Source organism: Nonomuraea sp. NPDC051298, assembly GCF_055586305.1.
The window spans coordinates 1-25,670 of record NZ_JBVJIM010000009.1 but is presented as its reverse complement, the minus strand read 5'-3'; the positions used below and the strand labels follow the sequence as shown (position 1 = coordinate 25,670).

Genomic DNA, 25,670 nt, shown 5'->3' with positions numbered 1-25,670 from the left:
TCCTGACCCTGCCGCCTCCCGGCTCGTTACACCGGCGAAACCGGAGCAAGACATCATTTCCGACAAACCGGGCCCCTATTTGGGAGTGTCCGGGCGGCACGCCACACTTGTCCAAGGACCGGACAGTACGAGGGGGACGGACACGTGAACGAGGCGCTGAAGGAGCTGCTCGATCTGCTCGACCTCGAGCAGATCGAGCTCGACATCTTCCGGGGCAGGAGTCCGGAAGAGCGCATCCAGCGCGTCTTCGGCGGTCAGGTCGCGGCGCAGGCCCTGGTGGCGGCCGGCCGTACGGTCCCGAAGGACCGCGACGTGCACTCCCTGCACGCCTACTTCATCCGGCCGGGCGACCCGTCCATCCCGATCGTCTACAACGTCGAACGCCTGCGCGACGGGCGCTCGTTCACCACCCGGCGCGTCGTGGCCGTCCAGCACGGCAAGGCGATCTTCACCATGTCGGCCTCCTTCCACGTCTTCGAGGAGGGCGTGGCCCACCAGGCGTCGGTGATGCCCGTGGTGCCCGACCCCGAGACGTTGCCGACGTTCCAGGACCGCATGTTCGAGCTGGTCGGCGACAATCCCGGACTGCGCGACTGGCTCTCGCGCCCCCGGCCCGTCGACGCCAGGTACGCCACGCCGCTGACGTGGGAGGCGTTCCAGAATCCCGAGCTGCGCAGCCCGCAGACCAACGTGTGGTTCCGCTACCACGCCGACCTGCCCGACGACCCGCTGCTGCACGTGGTGCTGGCGGCGTACGCGTCGGACTTCACGCTGGTCGACACGATCCTGCTCGCGCACGGCATGGCCTGGGGCGCCTCGAACATCATGGGCGCCTCCCTCGACCACGCGATGTGGTTCCACCGCCCCTTCAGGGCCGACGACTGGCTGCTCTATGCTCAGGAATCGCCGTGGTCGGCGGGGGCCCGAGGGCTCGCTCGGGGTGAGATGTTCACCGCGTCGGGTGACCTCGTCGTCTCGGTCGTTCAAGAGGCCATGATTCGCCTCATGAAATAGGTGAAATCGCAGGTAGAAAATAAGTTGCCCCTTCCCCGCCCCGCGGTCTAGGGTCATGGTCAAGCGAGTCGGACACATCCGTTCCGACGATCCCGAGAGTGGAGGTGAGTCCCAGTGATCAGCATCAAGATGTCGGCCACGCCGTGGCTCGCCTCCGCATGCCGTGACTCGGTGAGACTCGTTGATGGTCCCGCCAAGCTGCGGCAGGAGAGGGCTGCCCGTAGCCAGGCCGCCGCCTCCCACGCGCGCGCCCGCTTCGGCGCTGCCATGCCACAAGGCGGTGCGGCCTATGTCGCACGTATCGAACTGCCGGCCAACCAGCTCACCAAGGGTGGACTGTGGGGTCCGCAGCCCTGGAGAGATGCTCCGGTCATAACCTGACCGGCACATAGCAGCTCACCAGGCCGCGGATCCGCAGACAGGATCCGCGGCCTTCTTGTTTGTCCGTGATCCCCGACCACCTACGAGGTGTCCGACCAAGATCAAAGATCGATCAAAAGGAGTAGCAGATGGGGGCGAAGACGATCATGGACCTGATCGACGAAGCCAAAATCCCCTGCCGTACCGACCCTGACCTGTGGTTCGCCGAGTCGCCGGAGGACGTCGAGTTCGCCAAGGCGCTCTGCGGCGGCTGCCCCATCCAGAAGGCCTGCCTGGCCCGCGCGCTCGAGCGCGAGGAGCCATGGGGCGTCTGGGGCGGCGAACTGGTCCTCAGGGGGACGATCGTTCCCCGCAAGCGTCCGCGCGGGCGTCCCCGCAAGCACCCGGTCGCTGCCTGAACACCGCACCTACGCACAGAAAGTGAAACGCCAAATGAAGACGCTAGCGCCGAGGAGCCGCGCCGTGCCGGATCTCATCCATGACCTGGTCAATGACCGAATACAAACCCTCCACCGGGAGGCGGCCGAGCAGCGCCTCATCCTGCGCATGCAACGCGTGCAGCGGGCGCGGCGCGAGGTCAAGCGGGCGAACGACCGCCTCCGCACGGCCTTGAGCCGCCAGATCTGACCGAGGAGATCCTGCCGCCGGCGCAGGATCTCCCCTCCAGATCCGTGAAAGAGCCGGGCGCAACCCAGCGCCCGGCTCTCCCTTTTCCACCCCGCCTTCAGACGCTCGCCTCTCACGCGGTTGGCCTCACGCGGCCTGCGCAGCCTCACGCGGTCGGCCCGTCCCGTCGGTCTACTTGCGTGGCCTGACCCCGACCCCAGCTCGGCGAACGCCCACACCCCGCCTTTGAGCGTGAACGCACACTCCTTGGGCCACCGTCACCGTCGCCTCTCAACCATCAGAGTCTTGGCGGCAGCCCACGCAACCACCACCGTCACCCTGCCGAGCCACCCCCGACGAACTCATCGAGCTGATGGGCCGAGCTGATGGGCCGAGTCGAGTCGTCGTCCTTGAGCCGTCGTCCTTGAGCTGTCGTCCTTGAGCTGTCGTCCTTGAGCTGTTGACCTTGAGTCGTTGACCTTGAGTCGTTGACCTAAGCCGTCGATCCAAGCTGTTGGTCTAACCCGCGGGCCGGACACCGCTCCGCCGAGGCGGCACCACGACGGCGTTCCCTTGCCCCGCGTCCTCGCCCTCTCCCGCCGACCAAAGTCGCGCCGCCATCCACGCGACCCCGATCCCGGCAACCACCAGCCCCGCCAGATAGACCGGCAGCGGCACCGCGTTCCGCAGCGACCCGGGCACCATCCCGGCCGCGTAGAGCAGCACACCCACCACAGGCATGACCCCACTCCTGATCGCCGCCGCGCTGAACGTCAGCACCCCCGCCAGCAGCACGACCGACGTGACCAGGAACGCCCGCCCGGTGCCCCCGGCCAGCAACCCGCTGACGGTGCCGCCGCCGAGGTAAGGGAAGACGAAGTGCAGCGTGTACTCGATCGCGAAGGCCCCGGCCAGCCCGGCCGAGTTCAGCACGTACCCCACGAGGCCGAGGGCACCCGTCGTGCCGCGGATGAGCAGGTAGATGCCGGTGATCGCGAGTAGTCCGGTCAAAGCGCCGAACGGGGCGATGGCATGCGTGAGAGCCGTCTCCGGCACGAACCCGGCACGGCGGGCGGAGTTGACCACGAGTAACAGGGCGCAGACGAACCCCGCCGCCGCGGCGACCCGATGCATCCTCATCTGGAAGTCCTTTCGTTCGATCCAGTGGGCCATAACGCTCGTTATGATGCTCGTTATCGACCGATAAGGTGAGGAGGTGCCGAGAGCCGTAAGCACCACGAAAGAACTCGGCGCGCTGCGCCACGACCTCCTCGACGCGGCTTTGCGCGTGCTACGCGGACAGGGCGCTCTCCATCTGACCCTCCGCCGTGTGGCTGACGCCGCCGCGACGTCCACGATGGGCATCTACACCTGCTTCGGTGGCCGCGCCGGACTGCTGGAGGCGATCTACGAGCGCGGCTTCCGCCTCCTCCATGAGGCGATGAGCAGATCCCTGGACGGCCAGACGGATCCGAACGCCCGCATCATGGGCGTGGCGTACGGCTACCGGCAGTTCGCTCTCACCGACCCGGCGCTGTATGCGCTGATGTTCGAGCGTCCGCTCCCGGATTTCGACCCTTCACCCGAGGAGCGGGACGCCGCCTTGCGTCTGTGCTTCGACCTCCTGGCCGAGGCCACATCCGCGGCGGCCCAGGCCGGGCTCATCCGGGCATCGGATCCGAAACGCGCGGCGTACCTGGTGTGGACCACGATCCACGGGCTCGTCAGCATCGAGCTCACCTGTTCCCTTCGTAGCCCGCTGCCGGGCTGGTTCCTGAACTCGCGGGAGGAAGGCGAACGCGTCCTCGCGGAAGGCGTCCAAGCCCTCCTGGCAGGACTCTCCTAGCGCGCGCGAACGGGCCGAGAGCGGGGGACCACCCACACACCAACGGGGGACCCACCCACACACCAACGCCCTCAGCAGCCAGGCCACCATCCACACACCACTGCCCTCAGCAGCCAGGCCCACCATCCACACACCACTGCCCTCAGCAGCCAGGCCCACCATCCACACACCACTGCCCTCAGCAGCCAGGCCACCACCGCACCGCAGCACACCTCGGCCCGCCAATCGCCACGCAGCGCCATCACGTCGCGAGGCTACCCATGTCCCCGCACAACAGCCCCCCACCCGCATGGGTCCCCACCCTGATCCGGAACCGCCCACGACCATCACTTCGGCGTGCCATCCGCCGCCCCATCCCGGCCTGACCATCCGGGACTGGCCTGACCATCCGGGACTGGCCCGACAAGCTGGGCTGGCCCGTCGAGCTGGTGCTGGCCCGACATCCCAGAGCAGCACCACGAAATACACCCATCGACCCGCCTCCCGTTCCCCCGGCAGGACGCCGACAAGGCCAGGAAGACCATGGGGGTCGGCTGGCAGGGCAAGTGCGAGCGAGTACCCTGCCAGCCGACCAATGAGCTGCCCATCACGGACACCCATGAGGCTCGTGCGGAAGATCGAGACCTGACGGGGTCGGTTCGGGGCGGGCAGCTCGGCCTGATCACCGGACACGTACGCGTCAAGGCGTACGATCACGACGCCGTCGCGGAGGCTTGGCGCGCCCGTGACGGCGTGGTGTGCTCAAGGACCGGTGACGCAGTGAAGGGCCGAAATCTCAACAGGCAACCTCGGAGCCGACGGATCGATCACGGTGGTCAGCTCCCCTGCGCGGCTGGTGAGGCAAGTGCTGACGTGCGCCGGATCGACGACCGCGTTCGCGGCGGGTGCCACGAGGCCCAGCCCCACGGACACCACAACGGCGCCACCCAGTAGGCGCGCGGATCGGTGCATCGGCATCCCCCCACGAGAGAGTAACGACTTGCACTCGTATGATTACACAATGTAGTTGTCGTGCAAGCGCCATTCCCCATTCCCACCACGCAATACTCACCCACCGGCCATCACCGGGGCAGTCCTCCCGCCCTCGAGGTCATCACTCTGTGTAACGGGCCGCGAGCCTGTCGCTCCCGAGGATGCGCTCCCGCTCCAAGCACCGCGGACCACCTGACAGGCCGGCCACGCTGTCGAGCGTCACGGGCGGGTGCCGGGCAACGAGACGAAGGCGGTTGCGTCCACGGGGGGATGTACGAGTTTGGGCTGGTCACAGCGTGGCGTCAGGAAACGGCGACGGCCTGGTCGGGCCGCGCGGGGACCCGAGCCATCGGGCAAGGCGTTACCGGTCGACCATCACAAGGCCCCCGGCCGGTTCGCAGCGAATCGGCAGACCACCGCCCGGTTCAGGCCCGCCCGCGTGCCCGCCCACGTGCCCGCCCACGTGCCCGCCGATCGCGGCGCGGCTGATGCCGAGCGGTCCTCTCCCGTACTTGATACCGGAGGCGGAACCTGGGCGGCTTGTCACCCCGCTGGCCGATGCGGAGGTACCGACGGTGGCGGCAGAGGCCGCTCCGCATGCTGTACGCGGGACGGCGGCTCGGGAACTGGCCGAAGCCGAGCAACTCACTCGCGCCCGCGACACACCATGCCCGCGCTCATCCAATTCGAGCAGGCCAGTCCAGTTCAGTGGGTTGTCCGTTTCGGGTGGGCCAGCTTTGTCCGGTGGGCTGTCCGGCGGGTTGTCCGTTTCGGGTGGGTTGGCCATGCCCGGTGGGCTGTCCGGTGGGCTGTCCGTTTCGGGTAGGTTCGCCATGCCCGGTGCGGTGTCCGTTTCCAGTTGGTCGGCCCTGTCCGGGGTCGGCCCTGCCCCGAAGATTCTCTTGTGCCGGTAGGCCGACCCCGGCCCGAGGATTTGCTTGTGCCGGTGGGGCAGCGCGGCTCAGAGGTTCATCCGGATTCGGCCGGATGGCGTGGCGCTGAGACAGGTACGTGGGGCTGGGCGGTTGCTGTTTCTCCGGTGCTGTCAGCCGATCGCGAGGGGTTCGTCGTTCGGGTCGGGATCGGGGTCGTCAGCGAAGCCGGGGACCCAGCGGATCACCTCGTCGCGAAAACGGGCCGTGGTGCCGAGCTGGCAGAGTACGCCGATCCCCGCCGCGTGAACCCGATGGATGAGGACGTACGTCGGCGGCAGGTTGAGTTGCCGGACCACGTTCGTCGGCCGGAGGTCCGTGACGCGGGCCGCCTGCGCCTGCAACCACTCCCGGCTGAACGTGAACTCCTCCACGGCCGTCGGCTCCACGTAAGGCGCGAGGAAGGCACGCAGCGCGTCAGGGGCGATCTCGATGTCGTCGCGGATGAACCCTTCCTGCCGCAAGCCCGCCATGACGGTGTCCATGTCGCCCTGGTTGAAGATGCGGGTGAGCTGGCCGAAGGCGCTGGGGTAGCCGTCGGGCAGGCGGTTGACCGCGCCGAAGTCGAGGATGCCGAGCTTGCCGTCGGCCATCATGCGGAAGTTGCCTGGGTGCGGGTCGGCGTGCAACATCCCGACCCGCGCGGGGGAGCAGAACAGGAAACGTACGAAGAGCAGCCCCGCCAGGTCGCGTTGCTCCTTGGTGCCGTCCGCGATGATGCGGGACAGCGGCGTGCCCTCCATCCACTCCGTGACCAGCACCATCTCGTTGGCCGCCACGACGTCGGGCACGTGGAAGTCGGGGTCGCCGTTGAACTCGATCGCGAAGGCGTGCTGGGCCTCGGCCTCTCGCAGGTAGTCGAGCTCCTCCTCGATCCGCTCGCGCAACTCGTTCAGCATGGCCTTCATGTCGAGACCGGGCAGCAGGACACCGAACAGTTTGCCCAGGCGCGCGAGCTGGGAGAAGTCGCCGAGCAGTGCCTTGCCCGCCCCCGGGTACTGGATCTTGACGGCGACCTCGCGGCCGTCCTGCCACACGGCTCGGTGCACCTGGCCGATCGAGGCGGCCGCCGCCGGTTGGTCGTCGAACGACCGGAAGTGCCGCCGCCAGTCGTCTCCGAGCTGCTCGGTCAGGACCTTGTGGACCGTGGACACCGGCAGCGGCGGAGCGGCCTCCTGCAGCTTGGTCAGCGTGGCGCGGTACGGCCCGGCGATCTCCTGCGGCAGGGCCGCCTCGAAGATCGACAGCGCCTGGCCCAGCTTCATCGCTCCGCCCTTGAGCTCGCCGAGCACCTTGAAGATCTGCTCCGCGGTACGCTGCTGAACCTCCTGGGCCACGACTTCCGCCGATTTGCCGCCGATCCGCTTGCCGAGCCCCAACGCGGCGCGACCGGCGAAACCGAGTGGGAGGGTGGCCAGCTTGGCCGAACGCGTGACAGCACGGCGTGGGAGATCGCTCACACTGATGCGCGGAACCTCGGCGAGATACCGCTTCCCCCCTTCGTGGTCGTCCACTGAGCACGTCAGTCGCGGTCAGGTGCCATGCCCATTCTTAGCGAATAAGGATTGTTTCGCATACAACGACATTGGGGATGAGCCTCCCACGCCCTCCTACTCCACCGCCAATCAGGCGTTACGTCCAATGTGCCGTTGGTCACAACGGGCTCTCTGCCGTCGAGAAAAGCAAGCGTATGACCGACGGCCTCCGCCGCGACGACCGTGGCCAGCGCGACGTCGCAGGCGATCTCGCCGGGCGGGTAGCCGCCCAGGCGGGCGGTGACGATCGGCCAGGTGGGGTCGTGGTCACGCCGCGTCAGGTCGAGGCAGTGCAGGCAAGCGGTGTCGCCGGGCAGGACCAACGGGCCGACCGTGCCGTGGCCCTCGAAGGCGGACGCGAGGAGGTGGGGGATGCGCAGGGCGAGCAACTCGTTGACCAGCACTCTGTCCAACGGGTTGACCGGGGACAAGATGACGAGATCCGGCCGATCCGACTTGTCCCCCAGGTAAGGGCCGCCCGCGAGTGCGTTCACGATGGGCTCGTACGCCCCGCCACCGGAAGCGGCCCCCGCCCCGGGGCCCGGCACGGCCCGGGTCGGGGTGGGCGATGGGGTCGCGGGCTCCCCGCGGGAATCGCGTGCCGGGGAGTTCCGCAGTGCGGTGGTTTTCCGTGGTGTGGCGGTCTTCTGCGGCGTGGGAATCTTTTGAGGCGAGGTCTTCCACGACGCAGGGGCCGTCTGCTGGCCGGCGGCCTTCGCCGGCGTGGCGGTCTCGTCCGGTGTGGCGGTCTCCTGTGGTGTCGAGGGCTTCGATGGTGTGGGGTGACGTGGCCGAGGTTGCCGCAGAGAGGGAGATCGTGGCGGGGCGGTCGATGGTTGGGCGGTGGGGCGGGGCGGGGCGGTGGGTGATTGGGCGGTGGGTTGTATCGGGGAGCTGGGTGGCTGAGAGGTGTTTCCAGAGCGGGGCGCGGCAGTCGCACGCCCGGCGGCCTCACGTCCGGCAGTCGCACGTCCGGCAGTCGCACGTCCGGCAGCCTCGCGTCCGGCAGCCTCGCGTCCGGCAGCCTCGCGCCTGGCGGCCTCACGTCCGGCGGCCGCACGTCCGACAGCCGCACGCCCGACAGCGTCGCGCCCAGCAGCGTCGAGCCTGGCGGTCTCGCGCCTGGCGGCCTCACGCCCGGCAGTCGCACGCTCGGCGGCCGGTACGCCGAGGGCTCGGTCGGTGGCGGGACCGGTGGGGAGGCCGCCCGGGGCACCCGTTCGCGCGTCGGTGACGTCGCTCGCAGGGCTCGGGGGCGAGGTTTGCCGCTTCCCCCTCGTCGCCTTCCCAACGCGAGCTTCGTGCTGTTCGTCGGCCTCCAGCGCGGCTATCGGGCCGCCGGAGGTGGCCCTTCTGGCGGCCGCCACGGCTCCGGTCTCCCGAGGCATGCCCACCTCCGCCCACGTCAGCCCTCCTGGGGTGATGTCCGAAGGTCGCGCCGTGTCCGGATCGATGACCCGGAGATGGCCCACTCCGGCGGCGGCGAGCAGGGCGACGATCTGAGCCCCGACCCGGCCCGCCCCGTACACCCGCACACGGGCCTCCCTCCGGTGTGAGAAGAGGGCGGTCATGCCGTCAGGGGCGGTGGAGCCGAGGTCGAGGGCGTCGAGGTCTGGCTTGAGCCGGTCTCGCTCGGCCAGCGGGAGGTCGCGGAGAGGGCCGGGGCCGACGGACGCGTCGTGGAGGGCCCCTCGGGCGGCCAGTTGTTCGAGCAGGGAGCGGGCCTGGGGCTCGTCGAGGCCCGCGCGGGCCGCGTCGTGCAGCACGGCCCGCAGGTCGCGGGTGCCGTCGAGGCCCTCGATCCACCGCAGGACGGGCTTGGTCAGGTCACTCAGCATGACCGATCTGAGCGGGTGTACGCCGAGTTGGAGCGTGCACTCGTCACGGAGGGTGCGCCGGAGGGCGGGCTTCACGCGTGGCCTCATGGCCGGAAGGGTTCCACGCCGGAGCAAGATCCCGAGCGGATTCGGAGCTGGCTGTGGATAACTCCGGAGGCGGGGTCCGCCGCTGTGGACAGCGGCTCGGTGCGGAGGGTGGTGTCGTGGTGCCCGCGTCCGTCCGATGCCTGAGCCGAGTTCCGGCCGCAGCTCGACGCCCGGGCGCCGACCAATACCCGACGCCCGGGCTCCGGCCAAAGCCCAATGCCCAACGCCCGGGCTCCGCTCAATGTCCAATGCCCGGGCTCCGGTGGAAGCCCGATGCCCGATCGGGGCTCAGGGTCGAAGCCCGATGCCCGAACCGGGCTCCGGTCGAAGAATCGGCAGTCCGCCCGCGCGAGAGAGCAGCCGCCTCAAGGGGGAGACAGACCGCAAGCGAGACAGGCCGTCCAAGAGAGGCCGCCCACTCGTGAGAGGGCCGTCTATGTCCGAGAGGGGCCGTCCGCGAGAGAGGGGCCGTCCGTGAGCTAGGCCGCCCATGCGTGAGAGGGCCGCTCATGCCAGCGAGGGCGTCCGTGCGAGGGCGTCCGTGCGAGGGCGTCCGTGCGAGGGAGGGGCCGTCCGTGCGAGGGAGGGATCGCCCGCGTGTGAGAGGGGCCGTCCGTGTCAGGGCCGGGGAGGCGCCCCCGCGTTACGCTTCCCCGCATGAACGAGCTCCTGGTTGATCGCAAAGACGACGGAGTCATCCTCATCACCCTCAACCGCCCCGACCTCCGCAACGCCATGACCGACACCATGACCACCCAGTGGCGCGACGTCATGTCCGGGCTCGCCGCCGATCGTCAGGCCCGCTGCCTCGTCGTCACCGGCGCCGGCACGGCGTTCTCCTCCGGTGGGGACCTGTCGTGGCTGGGCGAGCGCAACTCCGAGACTGTGTCCCGGCTGCGCGACCGCATGCTCGCCTTCTACCGCACCTGGCTCATGATCGCCGAGCTGGAGATCCCCACGGTCGCCGCCGTCAACGGCCCGGCGGTGGGTGCGGGCCTGTGCGTGGCGCTGGCCTGCGACCTCGTGTACGCCGCCGACGACGCCAAGCTGCTGGCCCCGTTCACGTCGCTGGGGCTGCACCCGGGCATGGCGGCCACGTACCTGCTCCCGCGCAGGGCGGGGGAGCGGCTGGCACGGGAGATGCTCCTGACCGGCCGCAGCGTCTCGGGGGCAGAAGCGGCGGATAAAGGTCTAGTAAATCAATCTTTCCCGAAAAACGACCTTATGTCGGAAGTAGGAGCCGTCGCCAGGAAGATCGCCCAGAACGCTCCCATTGCCACAAGGCTCACCAAAGTCGCCCTCAACCAAGACCATCAAGACCTGGAGGCCGCACTGAGGTGGGAGTCGCTGGCCCAGCCCGTGACCATGGTCTCCGCGGACATGATCGAGGGCTTGGCCGCGCATCGGGAAAGGCGTATGCCCAAATTCACCGGCTCTTAATCATCTGACCAGCAGAAACAACGTCTGCCCTCTGTGGAAATTCGCCTGTCTCGGCTAACGTGCATATGTGCCCCCCGAGACAGTCGAGGTTCGTCGCAGTTCTCGTCGCCGGCGTACGGTGTCCGCCTACCGCGACGGCGACAAGACGATCGTGCTCCTGCCCGCCTGGCTGAGCGGCGAAGACGCGGATGAATGGGTGAGCCGGATGCTCGATCGGCTGGCCGCCAAAGAACGCAGGCGAAGGCCGACCGACGAGGCTCTGCTGGAGCGGGCCAAGGAGCTGTCGGCGAGATATCTGGACGGCGAGCCCGACCCCGTCAGCGTCCGCTGGGTCGACAACCAGCAGCACCGCTGGGGCTCGTGCACCCCCGAGACCGGTACGATCCGGATCTCCACCAGGCTCAAGGGCCTGCCCGAGTGGGTCATCAACTACGTGATCATCCACGAGCTCGTGCACCTGCTGGTGCCGAGTCACGGACCCAAGTTCTGGGCCCTGGTCGAACAGTATCCGAAGGCCGAGCGGGCCCGCGGGTTCCTGGAGGGGTTCTCCGCCGCCGCCCACACCGCGCCGGAGGAGTGTTGACGCGCCTCGCCGCTGTCCTGGTACGCCGGCGCATGGCCCAGGCCGCCCCGCCCGGCGTCGATCCGGGGGAGTTCCTCGTGGCGATGGCCGAGGACACGTACGAGATGGTCGCGGGCCTCCAACTCGTCACCCCGGTCCTGATCACGAGCGTTCCCGGCCTGGACGACATCGTCTGGCCGGGCACCGAGGTGATCACGATCGCCGAGGGCGAACCACTGAAGGCCACGCTCGAACGCCTCCACGCCGACCAGGCCGCCGTGGTCAACGCCGACGCGCCCGACCTGCCGCCCCTGCTGGTCGGCAAGCTGTTCAGGGAGCTGGGCAGGGCCGAGGTCGCCGTCTGCCCCGCGGAGAACGGCGGCGCGGTGGCCATGGCCTGCGCCCTGCCCGCACCGGAGTGGGCCGCCCCCGACCTCGACGCGTACGACGTGGTAAAAGACCTCCGCGCCCAGGCCCCAGGCCCCCGCAGGGTGGCCACCACCCCCGGCTGGCACCGCCTGCGCGCCCCGGAAGACCTCGACCGCCTCGACCCCGGCCTCGAAGGCTGGGACAACACCAGAGCGCTGGTCAGGGCACGCTGAGCTGGGCCAGCACGGCCCGATGGTCGGTGCCGGGCACGTCGTGCACGCTGACCTCGCGCACCCCGATCCGCCGATCCACCAGGACGTGATCGATCGTGATGAGCGGCGGCACCCGCTTGTTCGCCGGCCACGTCGGGATCAGCCCCGCCCCCACCTGGTCGGCCGCGTCCTTGTAGCCCCGCGCCAGCAGATCGCGCATGGCGGCGTGGTCGAGCGAGGCGTTGAAGTCGCCCGCGATGACGCGGACGCGGTCGGGGGAGGCGGAGGGGAAGGCCGCCAGCGCCGCGTTCCAGTCGTCGACGTACGCGCCCAGCGGCGGGAACGGGTGCGCGTCGATGACATCGATGGGCGCGCCGCCGGGCGGCGAGATCGTCGCCGCGGGCATCTGGTGGCCGATGTCCGGCATCAGGCCCGGCAGCGGGCGCGCCGGATGCTTGGAGTAGAGGCCGCTGCCCCCGGCGTTCCACTGGTCCAGGAGCACGCGGTGCGGCATCAGTTCCTTGAGCCCGGCCGCGTCCAGGTCGGCGACCGCGCCGGGCGTCAGCTCCTGGGTGCTCAGCACGTCAGGGTCGAACTCGCGGACCAGCTTCATGATCGTCGCGACGTCGGCCCGGCCGAACAGCATGTTGATCGTCATGACCTTGAACGGCCTGCCGGCCCCTGCGTCGCCCGCGCCCAGCGCCCTGGGCAGCACGCTGAGGCCGAGCGCCGTGGTGGCGACGAGCGCGACGGCCGTCGCGGCGCGCTTGCGCGCGACCGCGGCGATCAGGAGGGAGACCAGCGAGCCCGCCGCCGCGTACGGGGTCCCGGTCATGAGCTGCGTGGGCAGCGACCCGCGCTCCAGCCCCGCCACCCTGGCCACCGCCCAGGCGGCGAACGGGGACACGGCCAGCCAGGTCAGCGCCGTGCCCGGGAATTTCGCGCGCTTGCGTACGGGTGTCACGATCGTGCCGCCGACGGCAGAAGTCTCCACGCGAAGCCCTCCTCCTGGAACGACCCAAGAGGACTCTAACCAAGCGCGCGCGAACCTGAGCTGAGCACCGCGCGTCCACGTGCGGCCAATCGCCGTGTCGCCTCGTCGGACAGCTCGGGGATGTCGTCGACGGGGAACCAGCGCAGATCGAGCGATTCGTCGCTCATCACGGCCTCGGCCCCGGGAGGCGCCACGGCCGCGTATTCGACGTCGAGGTGCCAACTGCGCGGCGGATGGCACCAGACCTCGTGCCGGTCGAGCGCGAGCGGGCCCGGCAGCAGTTCGAGATCGGAGATCCCGGACTCCTCCCACGCCTCCCGGAGCGCCGCCGTCGCGAGTGACGTGTCGGAGATCTCGCAGTGACCGCCCATCGGCAGCCACATCTTGGCCTTCGGATGCAGCGTGAGCAGCACCATGGCACCGTCGTGCGACAACACCGCGGTCGTCGCCGTCAGGTGCCCTGGCACGCAGGCACGCCACATCGCGTCGGCGTGCTCGCGCAGGTGCTCGAGGAACTCCACGCGCAGCGCCTCTTCAGCTCGCGTCGGCGCGGTCCAGGCGGACAGCACCGCCACCGCGTCACCGTGCAGGCTCAACCTTTGCCGCCCTCGCCGTCCTCGCCCTGTTCGTCGGGCTTGTCCTCGAGCGCGGAGAGGTCCCACGCCGTCTCACCGCGGACGAACGCGTCGGGGTGGTCGAGGTCGTCGGCCGTCGGCATGAGGTCGGGGTGCCCCCACAGCGCGTCGCGCCCCTCGACGCCGCGCTCGCCCTCCAGCGCGCTCCACAGCGCGGCGGCCTCGCGCAGCCGCCTGGGCCGCAGCTCCAGCCCCACCAGCGTCCCGAACGTCAGCTCGGCGGGCCCCCCGGTGGCGCGGCGCCTGCGTACGGTCTCCGCCAGCGCCACGGCCGAGGGCAGCTTGCCCTGCGCGGCCCGGTCGACCACGGTGGCCACCCAGCCCTCGACCAGCGCGAGCATCGTCTCCAGCCGCGCCAGGGCGGCCTTCTGCCGCTCGGTCTCCGCGGGCTTGAGCAGGTTTCCGCCGCTCAGCGCCTCCTGGATGGACTGCGGGTTGTTGATGTCGAGCTCGCGGATCTGCTCTTCGAGCGCCGAGGTGTCGAGAGTTATGCCCCTGGCGTATTCCTCGACCGCGCCGAGCAGGTGCGAGCGCAGCCACGGGACGTGCTGGAACAACCGGTGGTGCGCGGCCTCGCGCAGCGCCAGGTAGAGCCTGATCTCGTCGGACGGGATCTCCAGGCCCTCGCTGAACGACGCGATGCCGCCGGGCAGCAGCGCGGCCGTGTCGGACAACGGCAGCCCGATGTCGGTGGTGCCGATGACCTCGCGCGCCAGCGAGCCGAGCGCCTGCCCGATCTGCTGGCCGACCATCATGCCGCCCATCTGCTTCAGCATGCCCATCAGCGGCCCGGCCATCTGCTGGGCCTCCGGGGGCAACCCGGAGCCGCCGAGCGCGCCGCCCATGGTCTCGACCATGCGTTCGGCGATCGGCTCGCAGAGCTTGCGCCAGATCGGGATCGTGTTCTCGATCCACTCGGACCGGCTCCACGCCTGCGGGTTCGACACGCCGCTGGGCAGCGTGGTCGCCTCGTTCAGCCACAGGTCGGCCAGGCTGAGCGCGTCGACGATCTGGCGTCGCTCGCCTTCCATGACACTCGGGTCGCCCTGGGCGACCACGGCGTGCCGGGCGATGTTCTTGGCCATGTCCCAGTTGACAGGGCCGGAACCCTGGGGCGCCGACAGCATGTCGGCGAACTGGCGCATCGCCTGAGCCATCTGCTCAGGGTTGCCGAACATGGCGAACGGGTTCTCGTTAGGGTCGTTTTCGCGACCTGGCAGGTCAGTCACCGCTCTACCTCGTGCAGGATGGAGGAGTCCACATCCGCCACGTTAGTCGTCCCACGGCGGATCAGTGCAAAGTGAGGACCTGGTGCCTACCTCGAAACACCCGCGCCAACCCGTCGTAGCCGTCACGGGCGCGGCCTCCGGCCTCGGCCGCGAACTGCTCGCGAGGCTCGTGTCCGCCGCGGATTTCCGCAGAGTGGTGGCCATCGACGAGCAGCGCGGCGACATCCAGGAAGCCACGTGGAGAGAGATCGACGTGCGGGATCCGCTCTTGGCGAACCGGATCTCCGACATCGACGTCCTGGTCCATCTGGCCGGTGACTACGCGGTCGACTCCGACCCGGCGGAGCGGCGGGCGTACAACCTGCGCGCCGCCCAGACGGTGCTGACGGCCTGTGCCGCGGCCCGCGTACGCCGTGTGGTGCTCGTCACCAGCGCGATGGTGTACGGCGCCGCGCCCGACAACGAGGTCCCGCTGCCCGAGGACGCTCCCGTGGCCGCCGAGCCCGACACAGGCGTCGTGGGCGACTACCTGGAGATCGAGTCGCTGCTGCGCAGGTCCCTGCGCAGCCATCCCGGCCTGGAGCTGACCGTGCTGCGCCCGGCCGCGGTCGTCGGCCCCGGCGTCGACACGGTGATCACCCGCCACTTCGAGTCGCCCAGGCTGCTGACCGTCAAGGGCTGCAGCCCGCACTGGCAGTTCTGCCACATCGACGACCTGGTCTCGGCGCTGGAGCTGGCGGCGCGCGGCGCCGTCACCGGCGTGGTGGCGGTCGGCAGTGACGGCTGGCTGGAGCAGGAGCAGGTCGAAGAGCTGTCCGGCATCCGGAGCCTGGAGCTGCCCGCGGGGCTGACGTTCGGCACGGCCCAGCGCCTGCACCGGCTCGGCGTCACCCCGGCCCCGGCAACGGACCTGCACTACGTCGTCTACCCCTGGGTCGTCGACTGCGCGGCGCTGCGCGAGGCCGGCTGGAAGCCGTCGTGGACGAACGAGGCCGCGTTCGAGCAGCTACTCGAACTGCGCGAGAACAGGACGACCGTGGTGGGCCGCCGCCTGCCCGTCAAGGAGGCCACGCTCACCGCCGCGGGCGCGACCGTGGCCGTCATCGGCACCGCCGCGATCGTGCGCCAGGTGCGTAAGAAGCGGCGCCAGTAAAGGTTAGGCTTTTTCCGTGGACGTCATCCGCTTGCTCGGCATACGCGACACCCCGCTCTCCGTCGACGAGGTGCTGGCGGCCGTGGGCGACCACGCCGCCGGGGGCACCGTGTTCTTCGTGGGCACCGTGCGTGAGCAGGATCACGGCAAGCCGGTGACCCGACTGTCCTACTCGGCGCACCCGTCGGCGGAGGCCGAGCTGCGGCAGGTGGCCGAGAAGGTGGCCGCCGACTTCCCCGTGACGGCCGTGGCCGCCGTGCACCGGGTGGGTGACCTGGAGCTGGGCGACGCCGCGGTGATCGTCGCGGTCGCCGCGCCGCACCGCGACGAGGCGTTCACGGCGGCGCGCCGCCTGATCGACGACCTCAAGGCGCAGGTGCCGATCTGGAAACACCAGGTGTTCGCCGACGGCGAGACCGAATGGGTCGGCGCGGGCGCATAGGCTCGAGGACATGTCACGACGCGCCCTGACCTTGCTGCTCGCGGGATTCCTCGTGCTCGCACTCGGGGTCGTGGGCGCGTTCCGGCCGGTCCCGTACGTCGTGCTGAGCCCCGGCCCGACCGAGAACACCATCGGCGAGGTCGACAAGAAGCCCGTGATCTCGATCAAGGGCAGGGAGACCTATCCCACCACGGGCGCGCTGAGCCTGGTCACGGTGGCCTACCAGGGCGGCCCGGCCGCGAAGATCGACCTGCTGACGGCGCTGCGCGGCTGGCTCGACCCGACCGTGGCGGTGGTGCCGCAGGAGAGCATCTTCGCTCCCGACCGCACGCCCAAGGAGGTCGAGGAGGAGAACACGGTCGAGATGACCAACTCCCAAGACTCCGCCACCGCCGCCGCACTCAACGAGCTGAAGATCCCCTACACCATGGGCGTGAGCGTGGCGTCCACGCAGAAGGGCAAGCCCGCCGACGGCAAGCTGCGGCAGGGCGACGAGATCAACGCCGTCGACGGCAAGCCGGCCGAAGACGTCACCGTGGTCGCCGACACGGTCAAGGCGCACAAGCCGGGCGACGACGTCGTCTTCACCGTCACGCGGGGCAAGGAGAAGCTCGACGTGACCGTGCAGACCGTGGCGGGGCCGGAGAAGCAGACCCTCGTGGGCGTCAACATGCAGTCCACGTACAAGTTCCCGTTCGACGTCGACATCAACGTGGGCGACGTCGGCGGGCCCAGCGCCGGGCTGATGTTCTCGCTCGGCATACTCGACAAGCTCACGCCGGGAGAGCTGACCGGCGGCAAGAAGATCGCCGGCACGGGCACGATCACCCCGACCGGCGAGGTGGGGCCGATCGGTGGCATCGCCCAGAAGCTGGTGGGCGCGAAAGACTCCGGCGCCACGGTCTTCCTGACGCCCGCCGACAACTGCGCAGAGGCCATGAAGGCCGTGCCCGACGGGCTACGGCTGGTCAAGGCCGACACGTTGCACGATGCGGTGCAGGCGCTCGACGCGCTGCGCGCCGGGAAGGGAAAGGTGCCTGCATGCGAGGCCGGATGAAACTTCTGGCGCTCGTCACGCGTTAGCCGTACGGCTGGCACCGCGGTGTAGGTTGCCAGACACGGACCGTTTCTTCATCACGACGAGGGGTTGGCCTTGAGCTTCCGGACCCCAGGAGCCGGCAGGGCGATGCGGTTGCCCCGCCGTCCGCGACTGCTTCTGCCTGTGGCGATCGCACTCGTGGCGATCGTTGCCCTATTCTTCCTGTTTTCGGGCATATTTACCGATTACTTGTGGTACGACTCGACGGGCTTCACGTCGGTCTTCACCGGTGTGGTGCTGACCCAGATCGTGCTGTTCGTGGTCGGAGCGCTGCTCATGGTCGCCATCGCGGGCGGCAACATGCTGCTGGCCTTCCGCACCCGGCCGATGTTCGGGCCCGCCATGTTCGGCGGGGGCAGCGGCGCCGACCGCTACCGGATGGCGCTCGATCCCCACCGAAAGCTGATCTTCATCGTCGGCATGGGGTTGCTCGCGCTCTTCTCCGGCTCCTCGTTCTCGGGGCAGTGGGAGACGTGGCTGCAGTTCGTCAACGGTGCGTCGTTCGGCAAGCAGGACAAGTTGTTCTCGATGGACATCTCGTTCTTCATGTTCGACTACCCGTTCATCCGGATGGTGCTGAACTTCCTGTTCACCGCCGTGATCATCTCGATCGTGCTGGCGGCCATCACGCACTACCTCTACGGAGGGTTCCGGCTGCAGTCCCCCGGCGTGCACGCCTCCAAGGCGGCCCGCGTCCACCTGTCGGTGCTGCTGGGGATCTTCGTGCTGCTCAAGGCCGTGGCCTACTGGATCGACCGGTACGGACTCGTCTTCTCCGACCGGGGCTTCGTGCACGGCGCCTCCTACACCGACGTCAACGCCGTGCTGCCGGCCAAGACCATCCTCGCGATCATCGCGCTGATCTGCGCCGCGCTCTTCTTCGCCGGCGTGGTGCGCCCCGGTGGCATGCTGCCAGGGGTCTCGTTCGGCCTGCTCGTGCTCTCGGCCATCCTGATCGGCGGCGTCTACCCGGCGCTGGTCGAGCAGTTCCAGGTCAAGCCCAACCAGCAGGGCAAGGAGGCGGCCTACATCCAGCGCAACATCGAGGCCACCCGAGAGGCGTACAACGTCGACAAGACCGAGGTCGAGACCTACAACGCGCAGGCCGACCCGGCCAAGGTCCAGGCCAACGGCGACACCTCGGTCTCCGGCGTGCGCCTGCTCGACCCGGCGCTGGTCTCCTCGACGTACGAGCAGACGCAGCGCATCAGGGGCTTCTACAGCTTCGCTGACCCGCTCGACGTCGACCGCTACCCCGACAGCACGGGCAAGCTGGTCGACCACATCGTCGGCGTGCGCGAGATGACGGCGCCGCCCGAGGGCCAGAACAACTGGATCAACCGGGCCCTGATCTACACCCACGGCTACGGCTTCGTCGCCGCGCCCGGCAACCAGGTCGACGCCAGCGGACTGCCCGCGTACGACGCGAAGGACATGCCGGTCACGGGCCCGCTGGTCGACAGCGCCAAGCTCCAGGAATCGCGCGTCTACTACGGCGAGAACGCGTCCTCCGCCGAATACGTGATCGCGGGCGGCAATCCCAGCAACCCGCAGGAGCTCGACTACCCGGAGACCGGCGGCACGGGCCAGAAGAACACCACCTACACCGGCCGGGGCGGCGTGCCCGTCGGCTCGTTCTTCAACAGGCTCCTCTACGCCGCCAAGTACGGCGAGGCGAACATCGTCCTGTCCGGCGACATCAACGACAACTCCAAGATCCTCTACGTCCGCAACCCGCGGGACAGGGTCCAGAAGGTCGCGCCGTACCTGACGCTCGACGGCAACCCCTACCCGGCGATCATCAACGGGCGCATCCAGTGGATCGTCGACGGGTACACGACGTCCAACAGCTACCCGTACTCGCAGAGCGAGAGCCTCGGCGACATGACGCGCGACACCTCCAGTGACCGCCGCGTGATCGCCCAGCAGCCGATCGACAAGATCAACTACATCCGCAACTCGGTCAAGGCCACGGTCGACGCCTACGACGGCACGGTCACCCTCTACGCCTGGGACAACAACGACCCGGTGCTCAAGACCTGGAGCAACGCCTTCCCCGGCACCATCCGCCCGGCCTCCGAGATGAGCCCCGAGCTGCGCCAGCACGTGCGTTACCCGGAAGACCTGTTCAAGGTGCAGCGCTACACCCTGTCGCGCTACCACATCACCAACCCCGCCGCCTTCTACAGCGGCCAGGACTTCTGGAACGTCCCCAACGACCCGACCCAGGGCAACAGGAACATCAAGCAGCCGCCCTACTACCTGACCACCACGATGCCGGGCGAGCAGTCGACATTCTCGCTGACCACGACGTTCGTGCCACGACAGGGGCCCAACCTGGCGGCGTTCATGGCGGTCGACTCCTCGGGCGGCGACAACTACGGCCGCATGCGCATCCTGCGCATGCCGTCGAGCACGCCCATCCCGGGTCCAGGCCAGGCACAGAACGCCTTCCAGAGCCGCTTTGCCGGTGAGCTCAACCTGCTCGGCGTGGGCGCCTCGTCGGTGCGCTACGGAAACCTCCTGACCCTCCCGTACGCGGGCGGCCTGGTTTACATCGAACCGGTGTACATCCAGGTGGCCGCGGGCGGCGGGCAGGAGCCGTACCCGATCCTGCAACGGATCCTCGTGTCGTTCGGGAGCAAGATCGGGGTGGCGCGCACCTTGGAGGAGGCACTCCAGGAGGTCTTCGGCGCCGAGCAACAGCAACAGACGCAGGAGAACCAGCAGGAGCAGAGCCAGTCCGAGACCGAGCAGACCAGCTCCGCGCTGAGCACGGCGATCGGCAACGCCAAGCAGGCCTACTCCGACGCGCAGAAGGCCCTTCAGGCCAGCCCGCCCGACTGGGACGCCTACGGCGACGCCCAGAAGCGACTGGAGGAGGCGCTGAAGGCGCTGGAGGGGGCGAACGTGCCGGCGCCCGCTCCGACGGTGACGGCGGGTCCGTCGGCGTCCCCGTCGGCCTCGCCGACCGCGCCGCCACCGGCCTCGCCCAGCGGCTCACCGTCGGCAACCCCGTCGGCGCCGCCAACGGCGTCACCGGCGGGATCACAGGCGGCGGGCACGTCTTAGCCATTCAGTTTGCGCCCACCCCGCGCCACCGGTAGCCTTTAAAAGCACGACGACGCGGGGTGGAGCAGTTCGGTAGCTCGCTGGGCTCATAACCCAGAGGTCGCAGGTTCAAATCCTGCCCCCGCTACCACGCCGACAGCCCGGGATCCGGAAACGGAGACCGGGCTTTTGCGTGTAAACGCCGGGGATTATTGGTCCAAGCACCCCTCGGCAGCCTGTATAGTAAGTACCAACACACCGACGCGGGGTGGAGCAGTTCGGTAGCTCGCTGGGCTCATAACCCAGAGGTCGCAGGTTCAAATCCTGTCCCCGCTACCAAAACAGAGTCCCTGACCTCCGGTTTTTCCGGAGGTCAGGGACTTTTTCGTTTTCCCGCACCGACAAGCACCGGGCTTGTCCGCGACCCAAGCGACCTGATTACATGATTACGTGACTGACGAGGAACCACCGACACTGTACGAATGGGCGGGCGGCACCGAGGCGTTCGAGCGACTCACCGAGGTGTTCTACCGCCACGTCATCGAGGACGACCTGATCGGGCCGCTGTTCGCGAACATGGACCCCGGCCACCCCGAACACGTGGCCATGTGGCTGAGCGAGGTGTTCGGCGGCCCCGACCGCTACACCAAAGAGCGCGGCGGCTACCCGGTCATGCTCCGCCACCACCTGGGCAAGGCCATCACCGAGCCGCAGCGCCGCAGATGGGTCAACCTGCTCATGGACGCGGCCGACGAGGTGGGGCTGCCCGACGACCCCGAGTTCAGGGCCGCGTTCGCCGGCTACGTCGAGTGGGGCACCAGGCTGGCCAAGGCCAATTCCCAGCCCGGTGCGACGCCACCGCCGCAGGCTCCGGTGCCGCACTGGGGCTGGGGGGTCGCGCCGCCGTATCAGCCTTAACCTGGAGGAATGGGAGGCAGGGCCAGAGGACGGCTGCGCGTCTACCTGGGCGCGGCGCCCGGGGTGGGCAAGACGTACGCCATGCTCAGCGAGGCGCGGCGGGCCGGCGAACGCGGCAAGGACGTGGTCGTGGGCTTCGTCGAGACCCATGGCCGCGCCCGCACCGCCGACCTCCTCGACGGGCTCGAAGTCCTGCCCCGCCGGACCCTGACGTACCGCGACACCAGCTTCACCGAGCTTGATGCCGCGGCCGTCATCGAACGCGCCCCCGTCCTGGCCCTGATCGACGAACTCGCCCACACCAACGTCCCCGGCTCCCGCAACCCCAAGCGCTGGCAGGACGTCGAGGAGATCCTCGACGCCGGGATCGACGTCGTCACCACCCTCAACATCCAGCACCTCGAATCGCTGAACGACGTCGTCCACGAGATCACGGGCGTGCCGCAGCGCGAGACCGTCCCCGACGAGCTGGTACGGCGGGCCCACCAGATCGAGCTGGTCGACATGGCGCCGGAGGCGCTGCGCCGCAGGCTGGCCCACGGCAACGTCTACCGGCCCGAGAGCGTGGACGCCGCGATGGCGAACTACTTCCGGGTCGGCAACCTGACCGCCCTGCGGGAGCTGGCCCTGCTCTGGCTCGCGGACAAGGTGGACGAGCAACTCGGCCGATACCGTACGGACCATGGGATCGCCGGCACCTGGGAGGCCCGCGAACGTGTGGTCGTCGCGCTCACCGGAGGCCCCGAGGGCGAGACGCTCGTCCGCAGGGCCGCACGCATCGCGGCCCGCGGCAGGGGGGCCGACCTGCTCGCCGTGCACATCACCAGCGCCGACGGGCTGACCTCGGGCGGCGACCCCGCCAACCTGGTACGCCAGCGCGCCCTCGTCGAGGACCTGGGCGGCACGTACCACCAGGTGGTCGGCGACGACGTGCCGCGCGCGCTGCTCGAGTTCGCCCGCGGCGTGAACGCGACCCAGCTCGTGCTCGGGGCGTCCAGGCGCAAGCGGCTGCTCACACGCGGGGTGGGCGCGACCACGACGGCGCTGTCCGGGGCGATCGACGTGCACACGGTCCCGCACGAGGCGACCGGCCAGGGCCACCGGGTCAGGTCGCAGGCCGCGCTGACCCAGCGGCGGCGGCTGGCCGGCTGGGCGCTCGCGCTGCTCGGCCTGCCGCTGCTCACGGCCGCGCTCCAGCCGCTGAACCTGACGCTGCCCAGCGAGATCCTGCTCTTCCTGCTGTTCGTGGTGGCCGTGGCGCTCACCGGCGGGATGTGGCCGGCGCTGACGGCGGCGGTGCTCGGGTTCGGGCTGCTCAACTGGTTCTTCACGCCGCCGCTGCGCACCCTGACCATCGCCGAGCCGGAGAACGTGCTCGCGCTGGCCATCTTCGTGCTGGTGGCGGCCATGGTCAGCGCGGTCGTGGACCTGGCGGCCAGGCGCAGCAGGGAGGCGGCGCGCTCGCGGGCCGACGCCGAGGTGCTGTCCACGCTGGCCGGTCACGTGCTGCGGGGCGCGGCGGCGCTGCCGTCGTTGCTGGCCAGGATGCGGGAGACGTTCGGGCTGACGGCCGTGACCCTGCTCGAGAAGGACGACGACGAACCAGGACGCTGGCGGGTCGTGTCCACATCTGGGGGGATTCCGGCCACCAGCCCGGGGACGGCCGACACCGACGTCGTGATCGACGACCGGCTCGTGCTCGCCGCACGCGGGCGGCTGCTGGCGGCCAGCGACCGGCGGGTGCTCCAGGCGTTCGCGGCGGAGGCGGCGGTGGCGCTGCGGCAGCAGCGGTTGCGGGAGGCCGCCGAACGGGCCGAGCCGCTGGCCGAGGCCGACCGGATGCGTACCGCGCTGCTCGCCGCCGTGGGCCACGACCTGCGTACGCCGCTCGCCTCGGCCAAGGCGGCGGTCGAGAGCCTGAGCAGCACCGACGTCACCTGGTCGGACGCCGACCGTGCCGAACTCCTCGCCACCGCCGACGAGTCGCTCATCAAGCTGAACCGGCTCGTGTCCAACCTCCTCGACATGAGCCGCCTGCAGGCCGGCGCGCTCGGCCTGAAGCTCGAACCGGTGGCGATCGAGGACGTCCTGCCGCACGCGGTCGACGACCTCGAGCCGCTGGGCGACCGTATCGCGAGCGACATCCCGTCCGAACTCCCCGAGCTGACCGCCGATCCTGCGCTGCTGGAACGGGTGCTCGTCAACCTGATGGCCAACGCCCTGCGCCACAGCCCCGACGGCGAACCCGTACTGGTCAGCGCCAGTTCGCACGGCGACCACGTCGAGATCCGGGTCATCGACCGGGGCCCCGGAATCCCGACAGAAGCCCATGAAAGGGTATTCCTGCCCTTCCAGCGGCTCGGCGACCGTGACAACCACACGGGCGTGGGGCTCGGCCTGGCGCTCTCACGCGGCCTCACCGAGGCGATGGGCGGCACGCTGGTGCCTGAGGACACACCCGGAGGAGGACTGACCATGACCATCTCGCTGCGGCGGGCCGCATGACGCGCGTACTCGTGGTGGACGACGAGCCGCAGATCCTGCGGGCCCTGCGCGTCAACCTGGCGGCCAGACAGTACGAGGTCGCGATCGCCCCCGACGGCGGCACGGCGCTGCGCCAGGCCGCCGAGTGGCACCCCGACCTGGTCATCCTCGACCTCGGGCTGCCCGACCTCGACGGGGTGGAGGTCATCCAGGGCCTGCGCGGCTGGACCTCGATCCCGATCATCGTGCTCTCGGGACGCGCCGACAGCACCGACAAGGTGGACGCGCTCGACGCCGGGGCCGACGACTACGTCACCAAACCGTTCAGCATCGACGAGCTGCTCGCGCGGGTGCGCGCGGTGACCCGGCGCACGGGCCAGCACGACGAGGAGAGCGCGACGGTACGGGTGGGCGACCACGTCATCGACCTGGCCGACAAGACGATCTCGGGCGGGGTGCGCCTGACGCCGACCGAATGGCACTTTCTGGAGATCCTGCTGCGCAACCCCGGCAAGCTCATCAGCCAGCGGCAGCTTCTGACCGAGGTGTGGGGGAGCGCGTACCTCAAGGAGACGCACTATCTGCGCCAGTACATGGCCCAGCTACGGCGCAAGCTCGAACGGGATCCGGCGCAGCCCGTGCACCTGCTGACCGAGCCGGGGATGGGCTACCGCTTCCAGCCGGAGCCGCCGTCGTCGTAGGGGTGGGGGCCGGGTGTGGCGTCGTACGGTCCGGCCGTGCCCTGCCGTCCCAGCATGAGGACCGTCTTGTGCCCGGCCCAGACCAGCAGCAAGAGCCCGAAGAGCACTTGCGCGACGCGCATCCAGAGCGACGACCCCTGGTCCGCATAAATCACGACGCCGACCCACATCAGGCCAAATAGCCCAACCATGACGACTGCCGCCCAATTCATCCCCCGCTGCCACATATGCGGAGTCTTACAGGCGGCTGACCAAGGGCGGGTATGCCCGAAGTTGTCGTCCTGTCAGTCGTTGGTTCGGTTTTCCGGAGGGCTGGCGGCGCTGCCGCGCGTTCGGCCCCTGGCAAGGCGTCGCCGGCGTTGCCGGGCCGGGTTACCGGGGGAGGGCGCGGCCGGTGCCGACGCAGCGCCGCAGGCGCATGCGTCGCCGACGGGTCTGCGCCGTGGCCTGGTCCTCCAGGCAGGCGAGCAACGTGGCCGCCGTACGCGCGTCGGAGAGGATGCGCTGCGCCGCCTCCCCGTCCGTCGGCAACTGGCCCCGCTCGGCCAGCTCGTGCCTGACGAAGGTCAGCGCGTCGGGCGCGCCCAGCGACTCGGCCGCCACCGTCGCCCGCGCCGCCGTCAGCAGGCGCAGATAGTGGGTACGCAGCATGGCCTCGCGCATTCGGGCGTACTCGAGGTCGTCGATCAGAGTCCTGGCGATCCGCAGCAGGTCACCAGCACGGGTCGCCTCGTCGGCGAGAAACGCGCGGATGTCGTCGAACTCCGACCGGGTCATAGCGGACACCTCCGAGAGCGCAGAATGCTCGTGACCTACTTCGTACCGGGGGGCGATTGCGGTTGACTTGCCGTCGGCTTGCCTGGAGGTGTCGCCATGGGGGTTCATGGGAGAGGTTTGAGCGTCAGGTGGTGAGGGAAGAACCCAGTGATTACCTGAGTGGGCCTGAGTAGGCGCGTCGGGCTGCTAGAGTTGCTTCGCGCAGGGCGGTCAAGGGGTTCTCAGAGCCTCCGAGATGCCCGGCAAATCCCACTACCTTCAAGGTTGTCCTTTCGGTGGATTCGCATCGATTCGGATGGGCTGGTAAGTTAGAGGGGTTGTCTCCGAAAGGGGGCGGGCTTAATTTCTGCAGGTTGTGCGAGTCGGGTCAATTTGACAGAGACTTGAACGGCT

23 protein-coding genes and 2 tRNA genes are annotated in these 25,670 nt (G+C 69.4%); 17 read left to right on the top strand and 8 right to left on the bottom strand.

Going from position 1 to position 25,670, the window contains the following annotated elements; all coding sequences use genetic code 11:
* Positions 1-144: 144 nt before the first annotated feature.
* From tesB to ACZ6S0_RS25175, 4 genes are all read left to right on the top strand, one after another.
* Positions 145-1,014, top strand: a complete 870-nt coding sequence (gene tesB / locus ACZ6S0_RS25190) for an acyl-CoA thioesterase II (RefSeq protein ID WP_465921773.1) — start codon at positions 145-147, stop codon at positions 1,012-1,014.
* A 114-nt stretch (positions 1,015-1,128) separates the two neighbouring features.
* On the top strand, positions 1,129-1,395 hold the full coding sequence (locus ACZ6S0_RS25185) for a hypothetical protein (RefSeq protein ID WP_465921772.1): 267 nt from the start codon (positions 1,129-1,131) through the stop codon (positions 1,393-1,395).
* Positions 1,396-1,523: 128 nt separating this feature from the next.
* A complete protein-coding gene (locus tag ACZ6S0_RS25180) occupies positions 1,524-1,793 on the top strand; it encodes a WhiB family transcriptional regulator (protein WP_344883713.1) in 270 nt (89 codons plus the stop codon).
* Between the two features lie 64 nt (positions 1,794-1,857).
* Positions 1,858-2,022, top strand: coding sequence for a hypothetical protein (locus ACZ6S0_RS25175; RefSeq protein WP_465921771.1), 165 nt, complete (start codon positions 1,858-1,860; stop codon positions 2,020-2,022).
* 498 nt (positions 2,023-2,520) lie between these two features.
* Here ACZ6S0_RS25175 and ACZ6S0_RS25170 read toward each other — a convergent pair whose 3' ends face one another.
* Positions 2,521-3,141: a hypothetical protein gene (locus ACZ6S0_RS25170; RefSeq protein WP_465921770.1), complete on the bottom strand. Its 621-nt coding sequence runs from the start codon at positions 3,139-3,141 to the stop codon at positions 2,521-2,523.
* 76 nt (positions 3,142-3,217) lie between these two features.
* Between ACZ6S0_RS25170 and ACZ6S0_RS25165 the strand changes: the two genes are divergently transcribed.
* Positions 3,218-3,847, top strand: a complete 630-nt coding sequence (locus ACZ6S0_RS25165; RefSeq protein ID WP_465921769.1) for a TetR/AcrR family transcriptional regulator — start codon at positions 3,218-3,220, stop codon at positions 3,845-3,847.
* A 2,017-nt stretch (positions 3,848-5,864) separates the two neighbouring features.
* Here ACZ6S0_RS25165 and ACZ6S0_RS25160 read toward each other — a convergent pair.
* Both ACZ6S0_RS25160 and ACZ6S0_RS25155 read right to left on the bottom strand, forming a co-directional pair.
* Positions 5,865-7,211, bottom strand: coding sequence for an ABC1 kinase family protein (locus ACZ6S0_RS25160; protein WP_465921768.1), 1,347 nt, complete (start codon positions 7,209-7,211; stop codon positions 5,865-5,867).
* Between the two features lie 62 nt (positions 7,212-7,273).
* Entirely contained in the window at positions 7,274-9,211 is a 1,938-nt protein-coding gene (locus ACZ6S0_RS25155) for a ThiF family adenylyltransferase (protein ID WP_465921767.1), read from the bottom strand.
* Between the two features lie 657 nt (positions 9,212-9,868).
* Between ACZ6S0_RS25155 and ACZ6S0_RS25150 the strand changes: the two genes are divergently transcribed.
* The 3 genes from ACZ6S0_RS25150 (at position 9,869) to ACZ6S0_RS25140 (ending at position 11,815) form a co-directional block, all read left to right on the top strand.
* The gene (locus tag ACZ6S0_RS25150) at positions 9,869-10,651 is read left to right on the top strand and encodes an enoyl-CoA hydratase/isomerase family protein (RefSeq protein WP_465921766.1); all 783 of its coding nucleotides are present in this window, start codon (positions 9,869-9,871) and stop codon (positions 10,649-10,651) included.
* A gap of 67 nt (positions 10,652-10,718) precedes the next feature.
* A complete protein-coding gene (locus ACZ6S0_RS25145; RefSeq protein WP_344883689.1) occupies positions 10,719-11,234 on the top strand; it encodes a M48 metallopeptidase family protein in 516 nt (171 codons plus the stop codon).
* On the top strand, positions 11,231-11,815 hold the full coding sequence (locus ACZ6S0_RS25140) for a DUF2064 domain-containing protein (protein ID WP_465921765.1): 585 nt from the start codon (positions 11,231-11,233) through the stop codon (positions 11,813-11,815). Before ACZ6S0_RS25145 ends, ACZ6S0_RS25140 begins: the two co-directional genes overlap by 4 nt.
* On the opposite strand, the gene ACZ6S0_RS25135 is transcribed toward ACZ6S0_RS25140, so the two are convergent.
* Genes ACZ6S0_RS25135 through ACZ6S0_RS25125 form a run of 3 tightly spaced genes read right to left on the bottom strand, consistent with a single transcriptional unit; the run spans position 11,802 to position 14,601 of the window.
* Entirely contained in the window at positions 11,802-12,788 is a 987-nt protein-coding gene (locus ACZ6S0_RS25135) for an endonuclease/exonuclease/phosphatase family protein (RefSeq protein WP_465921764.1), read from the bottom strand. The genes ACZ6S0_RS25140 and ACZ6S0_RS25135 overlap by 14 nt on opposite strands.
* 35 nt (positions 12,789-12,823) lie before the next feature.
* Positions 12,824-13,384, bottom strand: a complete 561-nt coding sequence (locus tag ACZ6S0_RS25130) for an NUDIX hydrolase (protein ID WP_465921763.1) — start codon at positions 13,382-13,384, stop codon at positions 12,824-12,826.
* Positions 13,381-14,601 carry a zinc-dependent metalloprotease gene (locus tag ACZ6S0_RS25125; protein WP_465922050.1) on the bottom strand — a complete coding sequence of 407 codons (1,221 nt, stop codon included), beginning with the start codon at positions 14,599-14,601 and terminating at the stop codon, positions 13,381-13,383. The genes ACZ6S0_RS25130 and ACZ6S0_RS25125 overlap by 4 nt, the downstream gene beginning before the upstream one ends.
* A gap of 130 nt (positions 14,602-14,731) precedes the next feature.
* Here ACZ6S0_RS25125 and ACZ6S0_RS25120 point away from each other — a divergent pair, with 130 nt between their 5' ends.
* The 9 genes from ACZ6S0_RS25120 to ACZ6S0_RS25080 all read left to right on the top strand — a co-directional run bounded on the left by ACZ6S0_RS25120 (position 14,732) and on the right by ACZ6S0_RS25080 (position 24,500).
* A complete protein-coding gene (locus ACZ6S0_RS25120) occupies positions 14,732-15,805 on the top strand; it encodes an NAD-dependent epimerase/dehydratase family protein (protein WP_465922049.1) in 1,074 nt (357 codons plus the stop codon).
* A gap of 16 nt (positions 15,806-15,821) precedes the next feature.
* A complete protein-coding gene (locus tag ACZ6S0_RS25115; protein WP_465921762.1) occupies positions 15,822-16,247 on the top strand; it encodes a molybdenum cofactor biosynthesis protein MoaE in 426 nt (141 codons plus the stop codon).
* 10 nt (positions 16,248-16,257) lie between these two features.
* The gene (locus tag ACZ6S0_RS25110; RefSeq protein ID WP_465921761.1) at positions 16,258-17,304 is read left to right on the top strand and encodes a YlbL family protein; all 1,047 of its coding nucleotides are present in this window, start codon (positions 16,258-16,260) and stop codon (positions 17,302-17,304) included.
* 129 nt (positions 17,305-17,433) lie between these two features.
* Positions 17,434-20,418, top strand: a complete 2,985-nt coding sequence (locus ACZ6S0_RS25105; protein ID WP_465921760.1) for a UPF0182 family membrane protein — start codon at positions 17,434-17,436, stop codon at positions 20,416-20,418.
* Positions 20,419-20,471: 53 nt separating this feature from the next.
* Positions 20,472-20,548 (top strand) — tRNA-Met (locus tag ACZ6S0_RS25100).
* Positions 20,549-20,659: 111 nt separating this feature from the next.
* Positions 20,660-20,736 (top strand) — tRNA-Met (locus ACZ6S0_RS25095).
* A 111-nt stretch (positions 20,737-20,847) separates the two neighbouring features.
* On the top strand, positions 20,848-21,315 hold the full coding sequence (locus ACZ6S0_RS25090) for a group II truncated hemoglobin (RefSeq protein ID WP_465921759.1): 468 nt from the start codon (positions 20,848-20,850) through the stop codon (positions 21,313-21,315).
* A gap of 9 nt (positions 21,316-21,324) precedes the next feature.
* Positions 21,325-23,820 carry a DUF4118 domain-containing protein gene (locus tag ACZ6S0_RS25085; RefSeq protein ID WP_465921758.1) on the top strand — a complete coding sequence of 832 codons (2,496 nt, stop codon included), beginning with the start codon at positions 21,325-21,327 and terminating at the stop codon, positions 23,818-23,820.
* Positions 23,817-24,500 (top strand): response regulator, encoded by a 684-nt coding sequence (locus ACZ6S0_RS25080; protein ID WP_465921757.1) that lies wholly within the window; start codon positions 23,817-23,819, stop codon positions 24,498-24,500. The genes ACZ6S0_RS25085 and ACZ6S0_RS25080 overlap by 4 nt, the downstream gene beginning before the upstream one ends.
* Here ACZ6S0_RS25080 and ACZ6S0_RS25075 read toward each other — a convergent pair.
* Both ACZ6S0_RS25075 and ACZ6S0_RS25070 read right to left on the bottom strand, forming a co-directional pair.
* Positions 24,467-24,655 (bottom strand): hypothetical protein, encoded by a 189-nt coding sequence (locus ACZ6S0_RS25075; RefSeq protein ID WP_465921756.1) that lies wholly within the window; start codon positions 24,653-24,655, stop codon positions 24,467-24,469. The two genes, ACZ6S0_RS25080 and ACZ6S0_RS25075, sit on opposite strands and share 34 nt — an antisense overlap.
* A gap of 217 nt (positions 24,656-24,872) precedes the next feature.
* Positions 24,873-25,277: a hypothetical protein gene (locus ACZ6S0_RS25070; protein WP_465921755.1), complete on the bottom strand. Its 405-nt coding sequence runs from the start codon at positions 25,275-25,277 to the stop codon at positions 24,873-24,875.
* Positions 25,278-25,670 lie beyond the last annotated feature (393 nt).